At 42.9% G+C, this 16,571-nt stretch carries 21 protein-coding genes; 2 read left to right on the forward strand and 19 right to left on the reverse strand.

Annotated elements, in window-relative coordinates:
- Nucleotides 1-7: 7 nt before the first annotated feature.
- The 7 genes from V6D41_RS07035 to V6D41_RS07065 form a co-directional block, all read right to left on the reverse strand.
- Entirely contained in the window at nucleotides 8-1,765 is a 1,758-nt protein-coding gene (locus V6D41_RS07035) for an ABC transporter ATP-binding protein (protein WP_333517711.1), read from the reverse strand.
- A gap of 221 nt (nucleotides 1,766-1,986) precedes the next feature.
- Nucleotides 1,987-2,220 carry a molybdopterin converting factor subunit 1 gene (gene moaD / locus V6D41_RS07040; protein ID WP_087992229.1) on the reverse strand — a complete coding sequence of 78 codons (234 nt, stop codon included), beginning with the start codon at nucleotides 2,218-2,220 and terminating at the stop codon, nucleotides 1,987-1,989.
- Nucleotides 2,213-2,686: a molybdenum cofactor biosynthesis protein MoaE gene (locus V6D41_RS07045; RefSeq protein ID WP_289347062.1), complete on the reverse strand. Its 474-nt coding sequence runs from the start codon at nucleotides 2,684-2,686 to the stop codon at nucleotides 2,213-2,215. Before V6D41_RS07045 ends, moaD begins: the two co-directional genes overlap by 8 nt.
- Entirely contained in the window at nucleotides 2,686-3,207 is a 522-nt protein-coding gene (gene mobB / locus V6D41_RS07050; RefSeq protein WP_333517712.1) for a molybdopterin-guanine dinucleotide biosynthesis protein B, read from the reverse strand. Before mobB ends, V6D41_RS07045 begins: the two co-directional genes overlap by 1 nt.
- A complete protein-coding gene (locus V6D41_RS07055) occupies nucleotides 3,168-4,460 on the reverse strand; it encodes a molybdopterin molybdotransferase MoeA (RefSeq protein ID WP_333517713.1) in 1,293 nt (430 codons plus the stop codon). Before V6D41_RS07055 ends, mobB begins: the two co-directional genes overlap by 40 nt.
- A gap of 17 nt (nucleotides 4,461-4,477) precedes the next feature.
- Nucleotides 4,478-5,497 carry a MoeB/ThiF family adenylyltransferase gene (locus tag V6D41_RS07060; RefSeq protein WP_333517714.1) on the reverse strand — a complete coding sequence of 340 codons (1,020 nt, stop codon included), beginning with the start codon at nucleotides 5,495-5,497 and terminating at the stop codon, nucleotides 4,478-4,480.
- A gap of 50 nt (nucleotides 5,498-5,547) precedes the next feature.
- Complete coding sequence (locus tag V6D41_RS07065; RefSeq protein ID WP_333517715.1) at nucleotides 5,548-6,147, reverse strand: molybdenum cofactor guanylyltransferase; 600 nt, start codon at nucleotides 6,145-6,147, stop codon at nucleotides 5,548-5,550.
- A 135-nt stretch (nucleotides 6,148-6,282) separates the two neighbouring features.
- On the opposite strand from V6D41_RS07065, the gene V6D41_RS07070 reads away from it, so the two are divergent.
- Nucleotides 6,283-7,248, forward strand: a complete 966-nt coding sequence (locus V6D41_RS07070; RefSeq protein ID WP_333517716.1) for a sporulation protein — start codon at nucleotides 6,283-6,285, stop codon at nucleotides 7,246-7,248.
- Between the two features lie 46 nt (nucleotides 7,249-7,294).
- Here the strand turns inward: V6D41_RS07070 and rok are convergent, their stop codons facing one another.
- The 3 genes from rok to ahpA all read right to left on the reverse strand — a co-directional run bounded on the left by rok (nucleotide 7,295) and on the right by ahpA (nucleotide 9,398).
- Nucleotides 7,295-7,879, reverse strand: coding sequence for a transcriptional regulator Rok (gene rok / locus V6D41_RS07075; RefSeq protein WP_333517717.1), 585 nt, complete (start codon nucleotides 7,877-7,879; stop codon nucleotides 7,295-7,297).
- Nucleotides 7,880-8,328: 449 nt separating this feature from the next.
- Nucleotides 8,329-8,787 carry a TlpA disulfide reductase family protein gene (locus V6D41_RS07080; protein ID WP_202328618.1) on the reverse strand — a complete coding sequence of 153 codons (459 nt, stop codon included), beginning with the start codon at nucleotides 8,785-8,787 and terminating at the stop codon, nucleotides 8,329-8,331.
- Nucleotides 8,788-8,855: 68 nt separating this feature from the next.
- The gene (gene ahpA / locus V6D41_RS07085) at nucleotides 8,856-9,398 is read right to left on the reverse strand and encodes a biofilm-specific peroxidase AhpA (RefSeq protein ID WP_003245371.1); all 543 of its coding nucleotides are present in this window, start codon (nucleotides 9,396-9,398) and stop codon (nucleotides 8,856-8,858) included.
- Nucleotides 9,399-9,641: 243 nt separating this feature from the next.
- Here ahpA and V6D41_RS07090 point away from each other — a divergent pair, with 243 nt between their 5' ends.
- Nucleotides 9,642-10,445 carry a mechanosensitive ion channel family protein gene (locus V6D41_RS07090; protein WP_333517718.1) on the forward strand — a complete coding sequence of 268 codons (804 nt, stop codon included), beginning with the start codon at nucleotides 9,642-9,644 and terminating at the stop codon, nucleotides 10,443-10,445.
- A gap of 36 nt (nucleotides 10,446-10,481) precedes the next feature.
- On the opposite strand, the gene V6D41_RS07095 is transcribed toward V6D41_RS07090, so the two are convergent.
- The 9 genes from V6D41_RS07095 to abbA form a co-directional block, all read right to left on the reverse strand.
- Nucleotides 10,482-10,727 (reverse strand): YkuS family protein, encoded by a 246-nt coding sequence (locus V6D41_RS07095; RefSeq protein ID WP_333517719.1) that lies wholly within the window; start codon nucleotides 10,725-10,727, stop codon nucleotides 10,482-10,484.
- 61 nt (nucleotides 10,728-10,788) lie between these two features.
- On the reverse strand, nucleotides 10,789-11,913 hold the full coding sequence (locus V6D41_RS07100; protein WP_333517720.1) for an N-acetyldiaminopimelate deacetylase: 1,125 nt from the start codon (nucleotides 11,911-11,913) through the stop codon (nucleotides 10,789-10,791).
- Nucleotides 11,914-11,983: 70 nt separating this feature from the next.
- Entirely contained in the window at nucleotides 11,984-12,694 is a 711-nt protein-coding gene (dapD, locus tag V6D41_RS07105; protein WP_087991030.1) for a 2,3,4,5-tetrahydropyridine-2,6-dicarboxylate N-acetyltransferase, read from the reverse strand.
- Nucleotides 12,695-12,798: 104 nt separating this feature from the next.
- Nucleotides 12,799-13,254 (reverse strand): flavodoxin, encoded by a 456-nt coding sequence (locus tag V6D41_RS07110; protein ID WP_148963731.1) that lies wholly within the window; start codon nucleotides 13,252-13,254, stop codon nucleotides 12,799-12,801.
- A 15-nt stretch (nucleotides 13,255-13,269) separates the two neighbouring features.
- Complete coding sequence (locus tag V6D41_RS07115) at nucleotides 13,270-14,163, reverse strand: exo-alpha-sialidase (protein ID WP_333517721.1); 894 nt, start codon at nucleotides 14,161-14,163, stop codon at nucleotides 13,270-13,272.
- Nucleotides 14,153-14,629: a flavodoxin gene (locus V6D41_RS07120; RefSeq protein WP_148963733.1), complete on the reverse strand. Its 477-nt coding sequence runs from the start codon at nucleotides 14,627-14,629 to the stop codon at nucleotides 14,153-14,155. Before V6D41_RS07120 ends, V6D41_RS07115 begins: the two co-directional genes overlap by 11 nt.
- 111 nt (nucleotides 14,630-14,740) lie before the next feature.
- On the reverse strand, nucleotides 14,741-15,622 hold the full coding sequence (gene ccpC, locus V6D41_RS07125) for a transcriptional regulator CcpC (RefSeq protein ID WP_087991026.1): 882 nt from the start codon (nucleotides 15,620-15,622) through the stop codon (nucleotides 14,741-14,743).
- Nucleotides 15,623-15,768: 146 nt separating this feature from the next.
- Nucleotides 15,769-16,212, reverse strand: a complete 444-nt coding sequence (gene cbpB / locus V6D41_RS07130) for a cyclic-di-AMP-binding protein CbpB (RefSeq protein WP_010328502.1) — start codon at nucleotides 16,210-16,212, stop codon at nucleotides 15,769-15,771.
- A 138-nt stretch (nucleotides 16,213-16,350) separates the two neighbouring features.
- Complete coding sequence (gene abbA, locus V6D41_RS07135) at nucleotides 16,351-16,548, reverse strand: AbrB antirepressor AbbA (RefSeq protein ID WP_010886502.1); 198 nt, start codon at nucleotides 16,546-16,548, stop codon at nucleotides 16,351-16,353.
- Nucleotides 16,549-16,571 lie beyond the last annotated feature (23 nt).

Raw genomic sequence — 16,571 nt, forward strand, 5'->3', positions numbered from 1 at the left:
GTCCTCCCTATCCGACCTGATGCGGCTCATTGATCATTTTGGCATCACGGTATTGCAAATCGTATATCTTTTGATAGTAGCCGCCTTTTTCGAGAAGCTCATGATGTGTTCCTCTTTCACAAATGCGCCCTTTATCAAAAACGAGAATTTCATCGGCGTGTTTCAGTGAAGAAATGCGGTGAGCGATGATAAAGGTTGTGCGGTTTTTCATGACTTCTTTTAAAGCAAGCTGTATGCTGTGCTCAGTTTGCATGTCTACTGCGCTTGTGGCGTCATCCAATATTAAAATGCCCGGGTTCAAACAAATGGCTCTCGCAATGGCGATACGCTGTTTCTGTCCGCCGGAAAGCCCCATTCCCCTCTCTCCCAGCATCGTGTCATATCCATCAGGAAGCTCCATAATAAAGTCGTGTGCCTGAGCCCTTTTTGCCGCTTCGATGATGTCTTCCATTGATGCATTCGGCCTCCCGTACGAAATGTTTGATCGAATTGAAGATGAAAACAGAAAAGATTCTTGAAGAACGACCCCGATATTGGAGCGAAGGGTTTTTAACGAGTAATCAGTGATAGGTTTATGATCAATCGTAATCATTCCGCCAACAGGACTGTAAAATCTGGTGAGGAGCTGTGTAACTGAGCTTTTGCCTGAACCTGTAGGGCCCAATAGTCCGATTACCTTCCCGCTGTTTGCCTCAAAACTGACATTGCATAGCGCGTTTGTTTGTTCTTTACCGTATGCAAGAGAAACATTTTTGAATAGGACATCTCCTGTTAATTTTTGTTTATGCAAAGCGTGGGCATGGTCTGTGATGTCTTCTTCTTTTTCGAGAATTTCCAGCAGGCGTTCACCTGACGCTTTTGCTTGAGAGAACATATTGATGACAAAGCCTAAGTTCATAATCGGCCACATCATATAATTAACAAGGCTGAAAAAAGCGACAAGCTCACCGGGATTGAGCTGGTTCTGCATGACCAAGTAGCCGCCGTAGGAGAGGAGAGCCACAATACAAACATTACCGATGAACTCCATTAAAGGGAAATACGCAGACCAGATGGATGATGTTTGTAAATACTGTGTCCTGTATTCCGCATTGGCCTTATTGAATGTGCTGATCTGAAAATCTTCTCTTGATAGAGATTTAACCGTATTGATGCCGCTGATATTTTCTTGGACTTTTGTGTTGAGTTTCGCAAACGATTTGCGAATCCCTCTGAAGGCGGGATGGACCCTTTTGTCGAACTGATATACCGCAACAGCGAGAAATGGCAGAACAGCGATTGTTACAAGCGTAAGAGGAACAGAATAGTAAAACATGACCGAAAGGCTGATGGCGACCAGCAGACCGAATCGAATGAGTTCAGCTAAACCGTATGATAAGAAAAAACGAAGCCCCTCAACGTCAGCTGTCAGCCTGGACATCAAATCACCTGTTTTCGCGTTATCATAGTAAGAAAAAGAAAGCTTCTGCAGTTTTTCATACAGGCCATTTCTCAGCCGATAAACGGATTTGATGCCGAACATATCTCCTAAATATTGATGAAAAAAAGTGGCGGTTCCTTTCAGGGCCATTACCGCAATAAAACCTAAGCTGACCCATGCTGCAAGCTGATACTGCCTCCCCAGCACGATTTCATCAATCGTGATTTGCAGGATAATCGGGTAAACGACAGTAATCACAGTCATCAAAAGCATGGCCAGAAGCGACCACATAAACACCTTTCTATAAGGCCAATAAAACATTTTTAATCTTTTAAATATCTCCATATCCAGCACCTTTCCATTTATTATCATCTTTACTATATCGATACCCGAAATAAATTTCTATTGTTTTTTTAAAATTCAGTCTAATGGTGGGGTGAGTCTCTTACTTTATAGGGAGTTACTTATGTAAAATAAACGCTTACAGAACATCATTGTATGCTGGGGGTGCTTGGGAATATGCGAATGAAATACAAAAAAACCGGACGGCTGAATGCCGTCCGGTCTCATCCCCCGCTGACAGGCGGAATGATGGCTACCGTGTCCCTTGAAGATACGGAGGTATTTTCTTTTACATAGCTTTCATTAACGGCAATCATAGCTGTATCAATGGATTCGAGGCCGTATTGTTCTTTTAAACTCGCTTTTATTTCGTCTGTCGTTGCTTGTTCCATATCTATTTCCAATGCTTGTGTGCCGGCCTGTTCCGCAAGCCCTGCAAATAAAAGAATTTTAATCATGCCGCTCTCCCTCGCTTAAATCTGGTTTTCCGTTCGGATAAGCTGTTGTTTCAAGCTGGTCGCCGATCCATTGCTCACCATCTTCCCAAATTTCTTTTTTCCAAATCGGCACAATCTGTTTGATTCGTTCGATCGCATATTCATTGGCCTCATAAGCAGCTTTTCGATGGGGAGAGGATACAGCGATCACAACCGCCGCTTCACCGATATCCAGCACACCTATACGATGTGTGATCGCAGCTGAAGCACCTTCCCATTTTTCTTCGATTTCAGTTCCGATTTGAGCCAGCATTTGCACAGCCATCGGTTCATATGCCTCATATTCAAGCCGAACCGTTCTTTTTCCGTTGGTCCATTCCCGAACCGTACCAATAAATGTGGTAATTGCCCCAGCTTCCCGTTTCTCCACTTTTTTGATGATGTCTTCCGTAATAATGGGTGTTTTTGTGACCTCAAACCGTTCCATTACGCAGATTCCCCCTTCAGCTGTGAAAGCACAAAATCCACGGCAACCGGATCATCCGCATGAAAAACGGGTAATCCATGGCGCTCCGTTATATGCTCTTTTTTTCTATAGATGATGGCGATTGTATTAACTGCCTGCAGTGCTTCTAGATCTTCCTTTTCGTTTAGTAAAACCACTTTAGGATAAGGGGCTTTTTTAAAGCCTTCAATCAGAAGGCAGTCTATTTCGAGAAACCGATATAACTCGATCAGGCGCGGCAAATCCCATTTGCGGCGGGCTGTCAGCTGCAACACACCAGCACCTTCTACTGCTGTCACACCAGCACCTGCCGCTTGGTAACGATCAGTGTCTTTCCCTTTAGTGAACGTTTGCGGTTCACCGCCGTGACCGTGATGCTTCAAGCAGCCTAAATTGAGCCCCTGTTCTGAGGCTTTTTCCAGAACACGCTCGATAAACGTTGTTTTCCCGCTGTTCTGAAATCCTACGACTTGGACGATTGGGAAAGGGCGGACCAAGGCCATTCACTTCCATTCTCTTCTCTGATGAGCAGCGCTTGAACCGTTCTGCCTGATTCATATCCTCTCGTGCCGCCCGGCAGGATAATAAACGCATTGGCTTCTGCAAGTGACGTGACGGAGCTGGACTTATCCAATCCAACGGGTTCCGCCAACAGCTTTCCTTCCTGATGGTACACGAAAGCACGAACAAAACGGGTAAATGGGTTCGGCTTTGGGAAATCCTTGGTCAAAACCGCTTCCGCACAAATCGAATGCGGTTTTTCATTGAGCAGCCATGTCTGGATCATTGGTTTGGCAAACAGTTCAAAGCCGACATAACATGCTGACGGATTACCTGACAGGCCAAACAGCAGCATATCGTTTGCATGCGCCACCGTTGTCACGCTGCCCGGTCGCATGGCAACTTTATTAAAGAGCACGTCCGCTCCGAGTTTTTCATAGATCGCAGGCAAAAAGTCAAAATCACCCACTGACACACCGCCAGTTGTGATCAGGAAATCAACTTTTTTCATAGCTTTTTTTACCGCAGCAAAGCTTTTATGCAGATCATCAGAAATTTTCCCTAAATAAAGCGGAGATCCGCCTGCTTCAATCACTTGCGCGTACACCATGCTGGCATTGCTGTTGCGAATTTTCCCCGGCTCCAGCGGATCACTGACATTCAGCAATTCAGTACCGGTTGCAATAATCCCGACAACAGGCTTTCTCACGACAGGCACAGACGCGTATCCGAAGGTTGCCAAAAGCGCAGCCACTCCTGGCGTCACTCTGGTGCCTTTTCTCAATAAAAAACTCCCTTTTTGGGCGTCTTCACCTGTTTTTGAAATATTGTCTCCCGGTTGAAAGCGACGTTTTAAAGACATAAACGCCTTCCCATTCTCATCAAAGTTTTGAGTGAGCTCAATCATGACGACAGCATCTGCTCCTTCGGGGATTTGCGCGCCAGTCATAATCCGCACAGCCTGAAACGGGCCAAGTTCTTGTTCAGATACAGCCCCCGCTCCTATATGGTCAATGACCTCAAACCGAACGGGATTCTCACGTGAAGCCTCAGCCGTATCGCACGCTCTGACAGCAAAACCGTCGTATGGCGAACGATCAAATGCAGGTACGTGATGATCCGCTGTTACATTTTCAGCTAAAAATCGATGAAGGCTATCTTCGAGCGCCACCCACTCTGTTTCCCCATGTTTTTGAAAATGGCTGACACGACGAACTGCCTCGTCTACCGGAATCGGTGTTCTTCTCTCCAGCATTCTGACCCCTCCTGTTGTTACAGTCCAATTACTCTTGCCAACACGGAATTGGCTTCTTTCACATCATTTGTTCCATGCACCAGTGCCCGTCCGTCATTGAAAATGACGATTCTGAAGTCCTCGTAAAAAATATGCATTAAAAACGCATTGGCCTCGACCTTGCCGATTGTTTTAAGCCGCTCGATGAGCTCTTGTTTCGGTATTCTTTTTAATGACTCAGATCTTACCTGAACTGTATCACGGCCGCACAGCACAGCGGCTTTTGGTGTGTTCCAGTCTTGGAGATAAGGATAAACTGCATGTACTCCGCAAGACGGGCAATCCTCACGGCGTACATGATTAACGTTAATCTTCATGTGTGAGTTGTTCCAAACATCGAACGTCACAAACCCGCGCTGTATTGCTTCTCTTTGGCCGGTTAACAGTTTTAATGCCTCAGCCTGCTGATATGCCGAAACGATATGCACAGCGGGCGGAATAATCCCGGCGGTATCACACGTCGCCCCGCCAACAGGAATTTGCTCAAACAAACAAGACAGACACGGTGTTTCTTCCGGGATAATTGTCATATACATCCCTTGGCTGCTCACACAAGCGCCATAAACCCACGGTGTCTTTATTTTCTGGGCAAGATCGTTTATCAGCATGCGGGTTTCAAAATTATCTGTCGCGTCGATGACGACATCTGCTTTCTCAATCAGCGGCTCAAGCGTTTCGGCTGTTCCTTCGCTAACATGCGCCTCAATATGTATTTCGCTGTTAATCGCCGATAGATGCTCTTTAGCAGCCATCGCTTTCGGCATGCGGAGCTTGGCATCGCTTTCTGTATAAAGCTGCTGCCTTTGCAGATTGCTCCACTCCACATAGTCACGGTCAATAATGGTAATCGTACCGACCCCCGCTCTCGCTAGCCCTTCAGCTCCTGCAGTCCCGAGCGCTCCTGCACCGACAACCAGCACATGGCTGTCTGCCAGTCTTTTCTGGCCCTCTTCCCCTATTTGCTTAAATCTAATTTGCCGCGAATAACGCTCCTCCATCTAACCTGTTCTCCTTATCTTTTATGTCATCTTAACATGTTTTTGCCCCGTCAGTCCCACCTGAAGGAGTTCGTTTTTTCTTCCAAACAGCTGAAATCATCACGTGTATTCACGTTGATAAACTCCGCCGGGTTTACTCCAATTTCTTCAGCTTGTACGTAACAAACCGAAATTCGGCCTAACAAATCTGATATTCTTAATCTCTTCTCAGAAAGCTGATCATATAGAATGGGCATGATTCGTTTATGGTAAATTGCAATCAACGGCTGCTCCCGTCCGTCTGAAATCGGGACGACCGCGTCTGTACCGGGAGTCATCAGACGCTCGAGCTCCAGCATCGTCCTTCTTTGGATCAGCGGCGTGTCACAGGAAAGAACAGTATAAAATTCGCCGTCTGTCTTTTTAAAAGAGGTATATATACCAGCCAATGGCCCCATGCCTTGAAATGGCTCAGCATCTTGATACACTTCATTTTCACCGTTTTCTTGAAATCTATCGATAAACTCAGAACGGCTGATGATAACCGCATGTTCTCCAAGCGCCTGTTTGGCCCATTCGTATAACATCCTGCCCCTCCATTTCACAAACGCCTTCGGTTCTCCAAAGCGCCGTGAGGCTCCTCCTGCCAGCAGTACGTTTATATGCTCCATATCATCTCACCCCTATTTCGTTAAAAGCATAGCAAAAGCAAGGTCCCAACGCCACTGCTTGTCTGTTTATTAAAGAGGAATAGCTGTTCAGTTTTTGCATATTGTAGTGTTAACATCATGAGGGAGATGGTTCGAATGAAAAGATCAGGTCCTTTTTTCCACGACGTGTCTCAGGAGAACCTTTATTTAAAATCAGAGATTTCAAGATGCCATAAGCTTATTTCCGAACTTGAAGCAACCTACTTCCATCAGAAAAATAACAAACTGCTCAAAGAAAATAACGATATGAAAGAAAAACTTCAGCGGCTGTCTGCCGAACTAACACAAATGTCAATGAAAGAAAAACACGCCTCTCACACCAGCCAAACCCTGCATCAAATAAGAGCTGAACTGCTTGATAAAATCGTTGCGTTGCAGGAGCTCCTTTCTGCTGAAACCTATAAACGCAAAGCTGAAATCGAAGAAAAACACAAACTTCATATTGCTAAAATTAAAATGGAAGAAGAAAATAAAAATCTGCAAAAACGTATCAGCCATCTTCAGTCCTCTATTGAGCAGGAAAAAAACGCATTGCTTCAAGAAAAACAGCGAACCGAAAAGATAAAAGCTGAAAACGGCCGCCTACAAGAGCAATTGGCAGAAAAAGAATATCAGCTAAAACATATTAAAATAGAAGTTGATCATATGAAAGACCGAATCATAGAAACGAAAGAAAGGCTTCTCGAAATAGAAAAAACGAAAGAAAAATTATTTCACGAAACCATTATATCGTATAAACGGCAGCTTGATGAGAGTGATGCCTGGATTGCTTCTCATTTTGCCGATATTGATGGCGGCACAAAACAAAAAGAAACAACGGAAGAAGAAGCTTCAGCGGTATACGCGCAGCCAAATCATGTAGAAACTATACTTGAAGATGTCACCAAGCAAATACATGTCCTTCAAAAACAGCTCGCCCGCGCCCAATTATCAGATCAGGCCATGAGCCATACAATCGAAGAACTAAAAAGCAGAGCTGTTGAGGAAAAGCCTTATCAAAAATGGGTCTACAAGCTTAATCTTGAAAAAGAAAACAAACCTTCACAGAAAAAAAACCAATAAAAAAACTGCTTGCGCCCTACGCCAAGCAGTTTTTCTGTATGTTTATTTATTCATTTGCTGATTCTGCAGATTCAGCTGATTCGATTTCGCCTTCTAAAATGTACTGGCCGCGATACGGCTTTTTCACTTCCGGATACATTTTAATTAAGCTTTGCATAAATGTTGTCATATTAGGGATTTCAAGGCCGCTTTCTTTTTCAATCTCCTTTTGAAGCTCGGAGCTCTTAATCGCCGCGTTGTGGCGTTTTAAGGTTTTAATGGCAGCTTCGCGCAGCTTAGCTGCTTTTGATCCGGGTCTTGCCGTTCCTCTTCTTCTTCGTGTTGTTCCGTCTGGTATACCGGCAGGAAGAGAGGAAGCAGATTGAAGCTGAGGCTGAACAGACTGCTGCTGTGAGTGCGGCTGATAGCTTCTGATTTCCTGAGCCGCAAGCTCAGCGAGAACCGGCAAAGAGTCAGGTTTTTTTTCAGAACGAAAATCCTTTTTGATTTCGGAAGGGTTTCCATTTCTGTCCAGCTCTCTTAATTTTGCGTATATTTTATCACGTTCGATTTGATATTCACGAATGACTTTCACTTCAGCTTCATTTAATTGTTCTAACCGCAAGCGCAAAGCTTCTCTTTCATTAAACATTCCTCAATGTACCCCCTATCAAAATTAACATCTTTAATTAAGATATTAGATTACAAAAGTAATTTTATCAACTATTATTTTAGCATTTTACTATTATATTTACTCTATGAAAAATTCCTTATTTTCTGAAAAATATTAACTTTTCAAAAGAGTTCTTTATTCTCAAGGGGTTAAGCGCCTTTCAAGTTCATTTGGTATAATGTTGAAAATATATATTTTACTTACTTCTTTAATGAAATTTAGTGTATTATCTACAATTTTCGAGTTATGGCATATGAAATTTATCTAAAATTGTGGAAAAACATAAAAAATCAGCTGTTTTTTTAGCGTATCAATCCAATAAATCACCTTTCACTATTCCCATATTTGGAAAAATAAGCTTCTTACCTTTTCGATTACTTTCTTGTACAAATAAAAAAACCTGATGAGATCAGGTTTTTTATGAAGAATTATTCAGAATCCTGTTCTGTTTCAGACAGAACGCGGTTCACACGTTTTTCAAGCATTTTCATCCCGCTACCGCCAGCTTGAAAGTGACGGAGCTGTCCTGATTTATCAAACACATAGTATGCAGGCACATAATCATTTTCAAATGCATCAGTTAAAGCATGATCACTGTCGACAAAAATCGGCTGAGTGATATCATGTTCATCAGCTATTTCTTTAATTTTGCCGAGGTCAAGGTCATCCTCGGAACGAGGCATATGCACAGCTACAACGTTCAGTTTATCTTGATATTGATCACGAAATACATTCACTTGCGGCATCGCTTCTTTGCATAGATGGCAGCTGATGGACCAGAAATGAATAAGCGTCGGCTTATCTCCGATCAATTGCTCTCTTGTTACTTCACCATTGAACCAAGCTTTTTCTCCAGTCAATTCAGGCATTGGCTGACGTAATTTCATTGCTTTACCCTCCTATTAAACAAAAGGCCTAACGAATATGTTAGACCTTTTTTCCTTCTTAGAAAGAATTAAAGTGTTTTTTGGCCCGGTTTCCAGTTGGCCGGACAGAGTCCGCCAGTTTGCAGCGCTTGTAGAACACGAAGCGTTTCATCAACGTCCCGGCCAATGTTGTTATGGAAAACAGTTTGATATTGGAGCTCCCCTTCAGGATTGATAATAAACAATCCGCGCAGAGCCACCCCTTCTTCTTCAATTAAAACGCCATATTCACGGGATACCTCGTGGTTAGTATCAGCAGCAAGCGGATATTTCAGCTGGCCAAGACCATTTTCTTTACGGTCCGTATTAATCCACGCCAAATGAGTATGGATAGTATCAGTTGAAACTCCGATTACTTCGGCATCAAGATCTTCAAATTCATCATAGCGGTCAGACATTGCTGTAATTTCCGTCGGACAAACGAAAGTAAAGTCCATTGGATAGAAGAACAGCACTGTCCATTTGTCGTTTTTCATGTTTTCCTCAAGACTTACTTTGCCAAATTCTTTACTTGCAAGGACTGCTTCCATTTCAAAACGAGGAGCTTGTTTACCTACCATACGCTCTGCCATATGTATCCCTCCAATTTATAGTTTGGCTTAAAAGCCGGAATCACATGATAATAAAGGGTGTTTACCCATATTTCGTTAATAACATCACAATGCCCATTATAAAGGAGCTGATTTTACGAGTCAATTTTTAACAAATTATAGATATCTTTGGCTGGGACATTTTTGAATAAAAAGATTAACATGGTCAAACATGGGGTAACAAATCTCAATACGCAGCAATCACTTCAGAAAAGGAGCTCCAACATGGATTTTATTAAACAATACGATTGGGCGGGACTTATTACAAATGCCAGTGTTCTGCTCGTTAAACTCGTCATTATGATCTTTCTCTACTTTATTGTTCGATCATTTAGCATGAAAATTATTAAGCATCTGTTTGCAAAATTCGAGGAGCAGAACAGCTTGTCTAAAGGACGTGCATATACGCTCCAAAGTCTGTCTCTTAACATATTTTCTTACATATTGATTTTTATATTCTTCGTCATGGTTCTGGATTTGTTTCATTACAATCCAAGCGCTCTTTTAGCGGGAGCAGGAATTGTCGGACTAGCTGTTGGATTTGGCGCTCAAGGGCTTGTCAGCGACATTGTGACAGGTTTTTTTATTCTGCTTGAAAAACAATTGGATGTCGGAGATTATATTACGGTTTCCACCTTTGACGGGATTGTCGAACAGGTTGGCTTAAGAACAACTCAAATCCGCAGCTTTGACGGAACACTGCATTACATCCCAAATAGAAACATTACAAACGTAAGCAATCATTCCCGGGGAATCATGCAGGCTCTGGTTGATATCAAAGTGCCGGCTGAAAGAAACATTGATGAAACGATTCACATTTTACAGCAAGTATGCGATGAAACGGCAGCCGCTCTTCCGCAAATAAAAGAAGGACCTAATGTCATTGGGATTCAAGAACTGGGTACTTCCGAAATTGTGATCAGAGTTATTGCCAAAACAGAAAATATGGAGCAGTGGCGAGTCGAGCGAGTACTTCGAAAGGAAATAAAAACCGCTCTTGACCGCGCTTTTCCTAAAGAAACAGAATAAATAAAAGAACCGAAGCTTTTTGCTTCGGTTTTTCATTTACTGAATTCTGCTTTCAACTTCGCTGCAAATTTCTTCAGCAGTCATCCCGGAAGCTGTAATGACAGGTGCTTGTGTTACCGTATCGGCTATTCCTTGCACATTATGATCAAGGCCTGTTACGACACAGCAGTCACAGCCCTTTGCATCGGAAGGGCTTTTCATCATTACAACGTCATATCCTTTTTCTTTTAATGCGGATTCTACATCTGATAACGATTGTTCAATTCCAATTTTTTTTGCCATTATTGAACACCTCCGCTTACTAGAGTGCTCATTTCTTGGAATTTTATTCTTTCATTTGTACTTAATTGGCATAAACAGAAAAATAACCTGTCATGACGTTAACTGCTGTTTCTATCGCATTTTCATCAGGATTCAGCTTCGCGTGATGAAGCCCGTGTTCAGAAGCGGCACCGAGCCAGAACATGAAGCCTGGATATTTTTTCAGCATGTAGCCAAAATCCTCTCCAGTCATTGCTTCTTTTGCTTCGATTACTGTTGCCAGTTCATGTTCAGCAACAAAAGACATAAATTCTTTTGTCAGTCCGCTCGTATTGTAAACTTGGTGATACACAGACGGATATGTCACTTTTCCTTTGCATCGGAATCCGATTTCGATTCCTTTCACTATATCTTCAATCCGTTCCTTTACCTGTTTCATCGATTCTTCAGTAAGCGTGCGGATCGTGCCTTCCAAGTGAGCTGTTTCCGCAATGATATTTTGTGCTGAGCCTCCTGTAATGGTACCCACCGTAATAACCGCGCTGTCCAGCGGATCTGTGTTTCTAGAGATGATCGTTTGCAGCTGGGTGACGAGTGTGCTTGCCGCTACAACCATATCTTCGGCTAAGTGCGGATAGGCCGCATGTCCCCCTTTCCCTTCCAGATCGATGACAAGCTCTGATGTATTGGCAAAAAGGAGTCCGCTTTTTGTCGCGATCGTGCCCACGGGCAGCTCTGGAGCAATATGCAGTGCGGTGATGATATCAGGCTGCCACTTTTTTAATACATCACTCTCAAGCATTGGTTCCGCGCCGCCAGGTCCTTCCTCTGCCGGCTGAAACAGAAAGAGCAAATCATGTTTTACCGGGTGGTAAATAAAATGGTCAATAATGCCGAGTGCAATCGTCATATGCAAATCGTGGCCGCAGGCGTGCATGTTGCCGTGATGCTCTGATGCGTATGGAAGACCGGTCTGCTCTTCAATGGAAAGCGCATCAATATCCGCTCTATATGCCAGCATTTTTTCCGGCGCTGTCCCGTTCACCTTTACAAAAAGCCCTGTTCGCCATTTCTCAATTTCAATTCTGTCTTGCGGATATTGTTCCAATACATTTAATAAATACTGCTGGGTTTTGAACTCCTGAAATCCAAGCTCCGGTATACGGTGCAGATCTCTGCGGATTGCAATGAGCTCCTCTTTCTTCATTTTCATTCCTCCTGCCTATACGAATAAGGCGTGGATATATCATCCACGCCTTTTTTCATCAAACGATTTGTTACAGCTGGCGTAATTCCTGTTTGATTTCAGTTTTGCCTTTTGTTTTCTCATCAATGTCTTTGATTTTTTTAGCAGGTGTTCCCGCAACGACAGTATATGGCTCAACATCGTTTACGACGATCGCGCCCGCAGCAACAACGGCTCCTTTACCTACTGTTACGCCTTCAAGAACAACAGCATTTGCGCCGATCACAACATCGTCTTCAATAACAACCGGTTGAGCGGATGGCGGCTCAATAACGCCCGCAAGTACAGAACCCGCTCCGATATGGCAGTTTTTACCGACAGTAGCTCGTCCGCCAAGGACAACGTTCATATCAATCATTGTACCTTCGCCGATGACTGAACCGATATTGATAGAGGCACCCATCATGATGACTGCATTATCACCGATTTCAACTTGGTCACGGATAATCGCGCCCGGCTCGATACGCGCTTTGATATTTTTAAGGTCAAGCATTGGAATCGCAGAATTGCGGCGGTCATTTTCAACCACATAGTCTTCGATTTTGCTTTGATTTTCTTCAATTGCTGTTTGGATTTCGCTCCATTCACCGAAAACGACACCAGTGTTTCCGTTGATAAAAGCTTTCGCAGATTCGCCGAAATTGATTCCTTCCAGCTCACCCTTCACGTAAACCTTTACAGGTGTAGATTTTGTACTATTTTGAATAAATGAAATAATTTCATTTGCGTCCATCATTTTCATATGTAAAGTCCTCCTCCTGATTTTCTACCTCATTACTGTATCAAAGGAAAGATGCAAAGACAAGAAAAAAAGGAACAGCCGCTTTAGCAGTTCCCATTGGGCGATTAGACAGCGCATCCGCTTTTCTTTGCGAATTGTCTCCCGAACTCCATTAATTCTTCCTCTTCTTCACCTTCTGGATTATTTTCGATTTTAACTGAAGGCAGCACAATTTCGCCTCCGCGTTCTTTTATTTTTGCTTCGAGCGTATCAACTGCTCCGCAGAAAAATTCATATGCTGTATCACCGGAACCGAATACAGCGCATGTTTTGCCGGAAAAATCAATCTCATCCATGTCATCAGCAAGGTCTAAAAATTCATCAGGCAGATCTCCGTCTCCCCACGTATAGGTTCCCATAATGATATGATCATAATCGTTAAACACCTGTGCATCATCAATATCCATCGCTTCGAAACGGTCTGCTTCCGCTTCCACTTCTTGAAGCCCCTTCTCAATCAAATCTGCCATTGCTTCAGTGTTGCCTGACATTGTTGCATAAACGAGCAAAATCTTCCCCAATTCTATTTTCCTCCTCTAATGAATCATTGCTGAAACTTCGTACGGCTGGACAAATTTACATTCGTACAAGCCTGCACAAAAGAAATTCTCTTTCCGATTGGCCACTCTCCATCCATGCCCCTTAACGGTATCGAACCATTTCAACGACCTGGCTCCGAGATCAGCCTGGTAAATTCTCGAATAACCATTTTCGTCTTGCGTTGTTGTAACATATATAATTCCATCATCCTCTGAAATATCAAGGAATGATTCTTCTTTTCTAATCATGCTGGATTGTATAGTGAATTCTTCGTCAGTCAACATATTCCGTACAGTGACAGCACCGTACTTTCCTTTCACAGACCCCATCGCCGCCACCAGCCAATTTTCATTGAACACGAGCATGGATGCCGTCATCCGGGTTTCTTCTTTTTTAACGATTTGGACAGTGTCACGTTTAAAATCGTAAGCCCAAATGCCTCCAAGATATTCGTGTATTTGCGTGCCGATGAAAAGACTGCCGCCGTGCAGACACAACGAACGAATAACAGGCGGGTGATCAAATTCTGAAAAAGGTTTGGCTACGCGCCACGAAACCCCAAAATCATCCGATACATAAATGCAATGCTTGCCGTGAGCGCAGACAAACCCGTCGTTTCGGCCGGTAATCGCCCACACTGCTGCATTTGTCGGAAAACTCGATATCGTCCAGGTTTTCCCTTCGTCAGACGAGCGAATCACCGTGCCCTTTTCACCGACGCCAAATAAGTAAGGCCCTATGTAACTGATGCAATGTATTTTGCTTTTCAAACGAAAAAGCTTTCTCCAGCCCTGCTCCAAAGAATAATGAAAAATGCCTTCTCTTTGTACCGCCACAAAATAACCAGAAAATACCGATGCCGTGACAGCAGTCGCTCCTTTATGAAACATAGATTTTTTCCTTGTTCAAATAATCTGCCCATGCAAGAAAACCTCTCGCAAACGCTCGGCAGCTTTCCACATCTTCCTCTGTTTCAGGCGCCAGTTCGACTTTCAAAGTTTCCTGATAAACAGCAGCCCCCGCCTCTTGCAGCATGGCACTAAACAAATTAACCGCCTCACAAAACTTTGGATAAGAATAATCGCCAGATCCGAAGCAGGCGGTTTTTAAGCCATTAAGCTGAAGCTGCTTGACCTCTTCAAAAAAGTCCTCCGCTTCGTAAGGCAAATCGCCGTCTCCCCATGTATAAGTGCCAATCAGCACGTAATCATAGGATGTCAAAGCAGATACATCCGCATCATCTATCTCGATGCAGTCAATGTCCAACTCATATTCCTGAAATGTATCTCTTATAACAGCCGCAATGTCTTCTGTATTTCCTGACATACTGGCATATGTAATCAAGGCTTTAGCCATGTTATCACCTCATCAATTGATAATGATTTTCAATATCATATATATCACTTTAAATGATAATGATTTTCATTGTCAATACACAAATTAAAAAAGACAGCATATCGCTGTCTTTTAAAATGGATTTTCCTGATCCAGCATATCCTTTATGACTTGAACAAAAGCTTGAACTTGCTTCAGCTCAAAGGCAGGTTCATAGCCTAATAGCCATGTATCCCGTCCAATCGGATGCTCTTTTGTGTCTAACAGAGGCATTTTATTGACTTTATCTTCGTTTTGAAGAGTAACTGACGGCAAAATGGCATAACCGATTCCATGCAGCGCCATCTGTTTGCACGTTTCAATCTGATCAACCAATATCGTCTGTTTTGGCGACGTTTTAAATTTTTGATGCCACCAGTGCTGAATTTCCTGAAAATAAGTGCTGTCGCTTTTAAACTGGATAAACGGCCGTTCTGTATGGGCAATATCTTCGATGCAGGAAATTTCAGTGTCCACTAAATACAGGTGATCTGTCATTAAGTAATCTTTACGGCCCTTCCACTCAGGGTTCCCTCTTATAATGCCGATATGAACCTGATCCTCATATAAACTTTTCAGCATTTCGCTGCTCCAGCCGGTAATGAGCGAGACCTTTGCATTCGGGTACTTTTCCACATACGTCTTCAGGACTTTAGGGAGCCAATGCTGGCCGATTATTGAGGCGACAGCAAGCTTCAATGTGCCGTGAATTTCACCTTCGAGCTCATCAATATTTTCTCTTATTCTTTCCTGCTCTAACGTTGCATCATTCGCAAACTGAATGATTTTCTCACCGGCTGGGGTTACCGTTAATCCTTTTTGAGATCGTAAAAAGATTTTTGTGCCCCACGCCTTTTCAATCGTTTGTAAACGCTGAGATAAAGCCGGCTGAGATACAAAAAGCCGATCCGCCGCCTTTCTCATATTTAACTCCTCAGCTAAAACTACGAGCATATGAAGCTCTTGAAGCTGCATGTCGTCCTCCTTTTTATGATCAATAAGTTTTTCTTATCTCCCATTCTAATAAACTCTCTGGGGCTGATTCAAGTCCTTTTCCGGATTAAAATATGTATGCGCTTTCTTTGTTGCTCTGCCAATATAATGAAAATAGGCCGCAAAGCCTACTTATTCAATGACCGTATGTGTTTATTTAACTCCTTTAATACCACTCTTCTCGTAAAAATCCCTTCAAACACCTGTTCGTCATTTTCAACACAGACAAATCCGTTATTAATGACCATGCTGAATCCCTTCATAATCGGATCATTTATATGGAGGCGCGGAATATCTGTCAGCATAACTTCCTCAACCGTAATCTGGTCAAGCTTTTCAAACTCAATTCGCTCAAGCCCAAAAATACTGTTCATAATCATATTTGTACCGATTAAACCATGTAAACGATAGGAAGCATCAAGAACCGGGATGGCTGTGTATCCGGTTTTTGTCAACACTAATAACGCGTGCTCAAGGTTGTTGCCGACTTGAACGTGCGCTACTTTGTCCGCCTCAATCATAAATTGTCCGACTGTTGCCTCAAGAAGCTGGTCTGATTGTAAGCTTATCATGTTTTCGACCCCTTTTCATTTTCATCAACAATACATTCCCTATACTACAATAATATAAACTTTATCAATATTTGTCGAAAAGTTTCCTTTCAATAAAAAAGATACTCTTTATACGAGTATCAATTATAGAGTGCTCCATTAATTTTCAAATCGAAATCGGTCGTATAGTGTTACAAGTTTTTTGTAGGTGGTTCCGTCAACGTTTTTGGTTCCTGTCTCTATATCGTTGATCTCACTGCTTAAAAGCTCGATAGCATACTCATGGTTGATCAGGATATTCAGCAGAAGTTTTTGTTCTTCTTCTGTAAATCGTTCACCGATAAGACTCATTCGCAATCAGGCCCCCCTGTTTTATACTG

Origin of the sequence: Bacillus sp. 0102A (assembly GCF_036765155.1) — a bacterium.
GTDB classification, from domain to species: domain Bacteria; phylum Bacillota; class Bacilli; order Bacillales; family Bacillaceae; genus Bacillus; species Bacillus subtilis_G.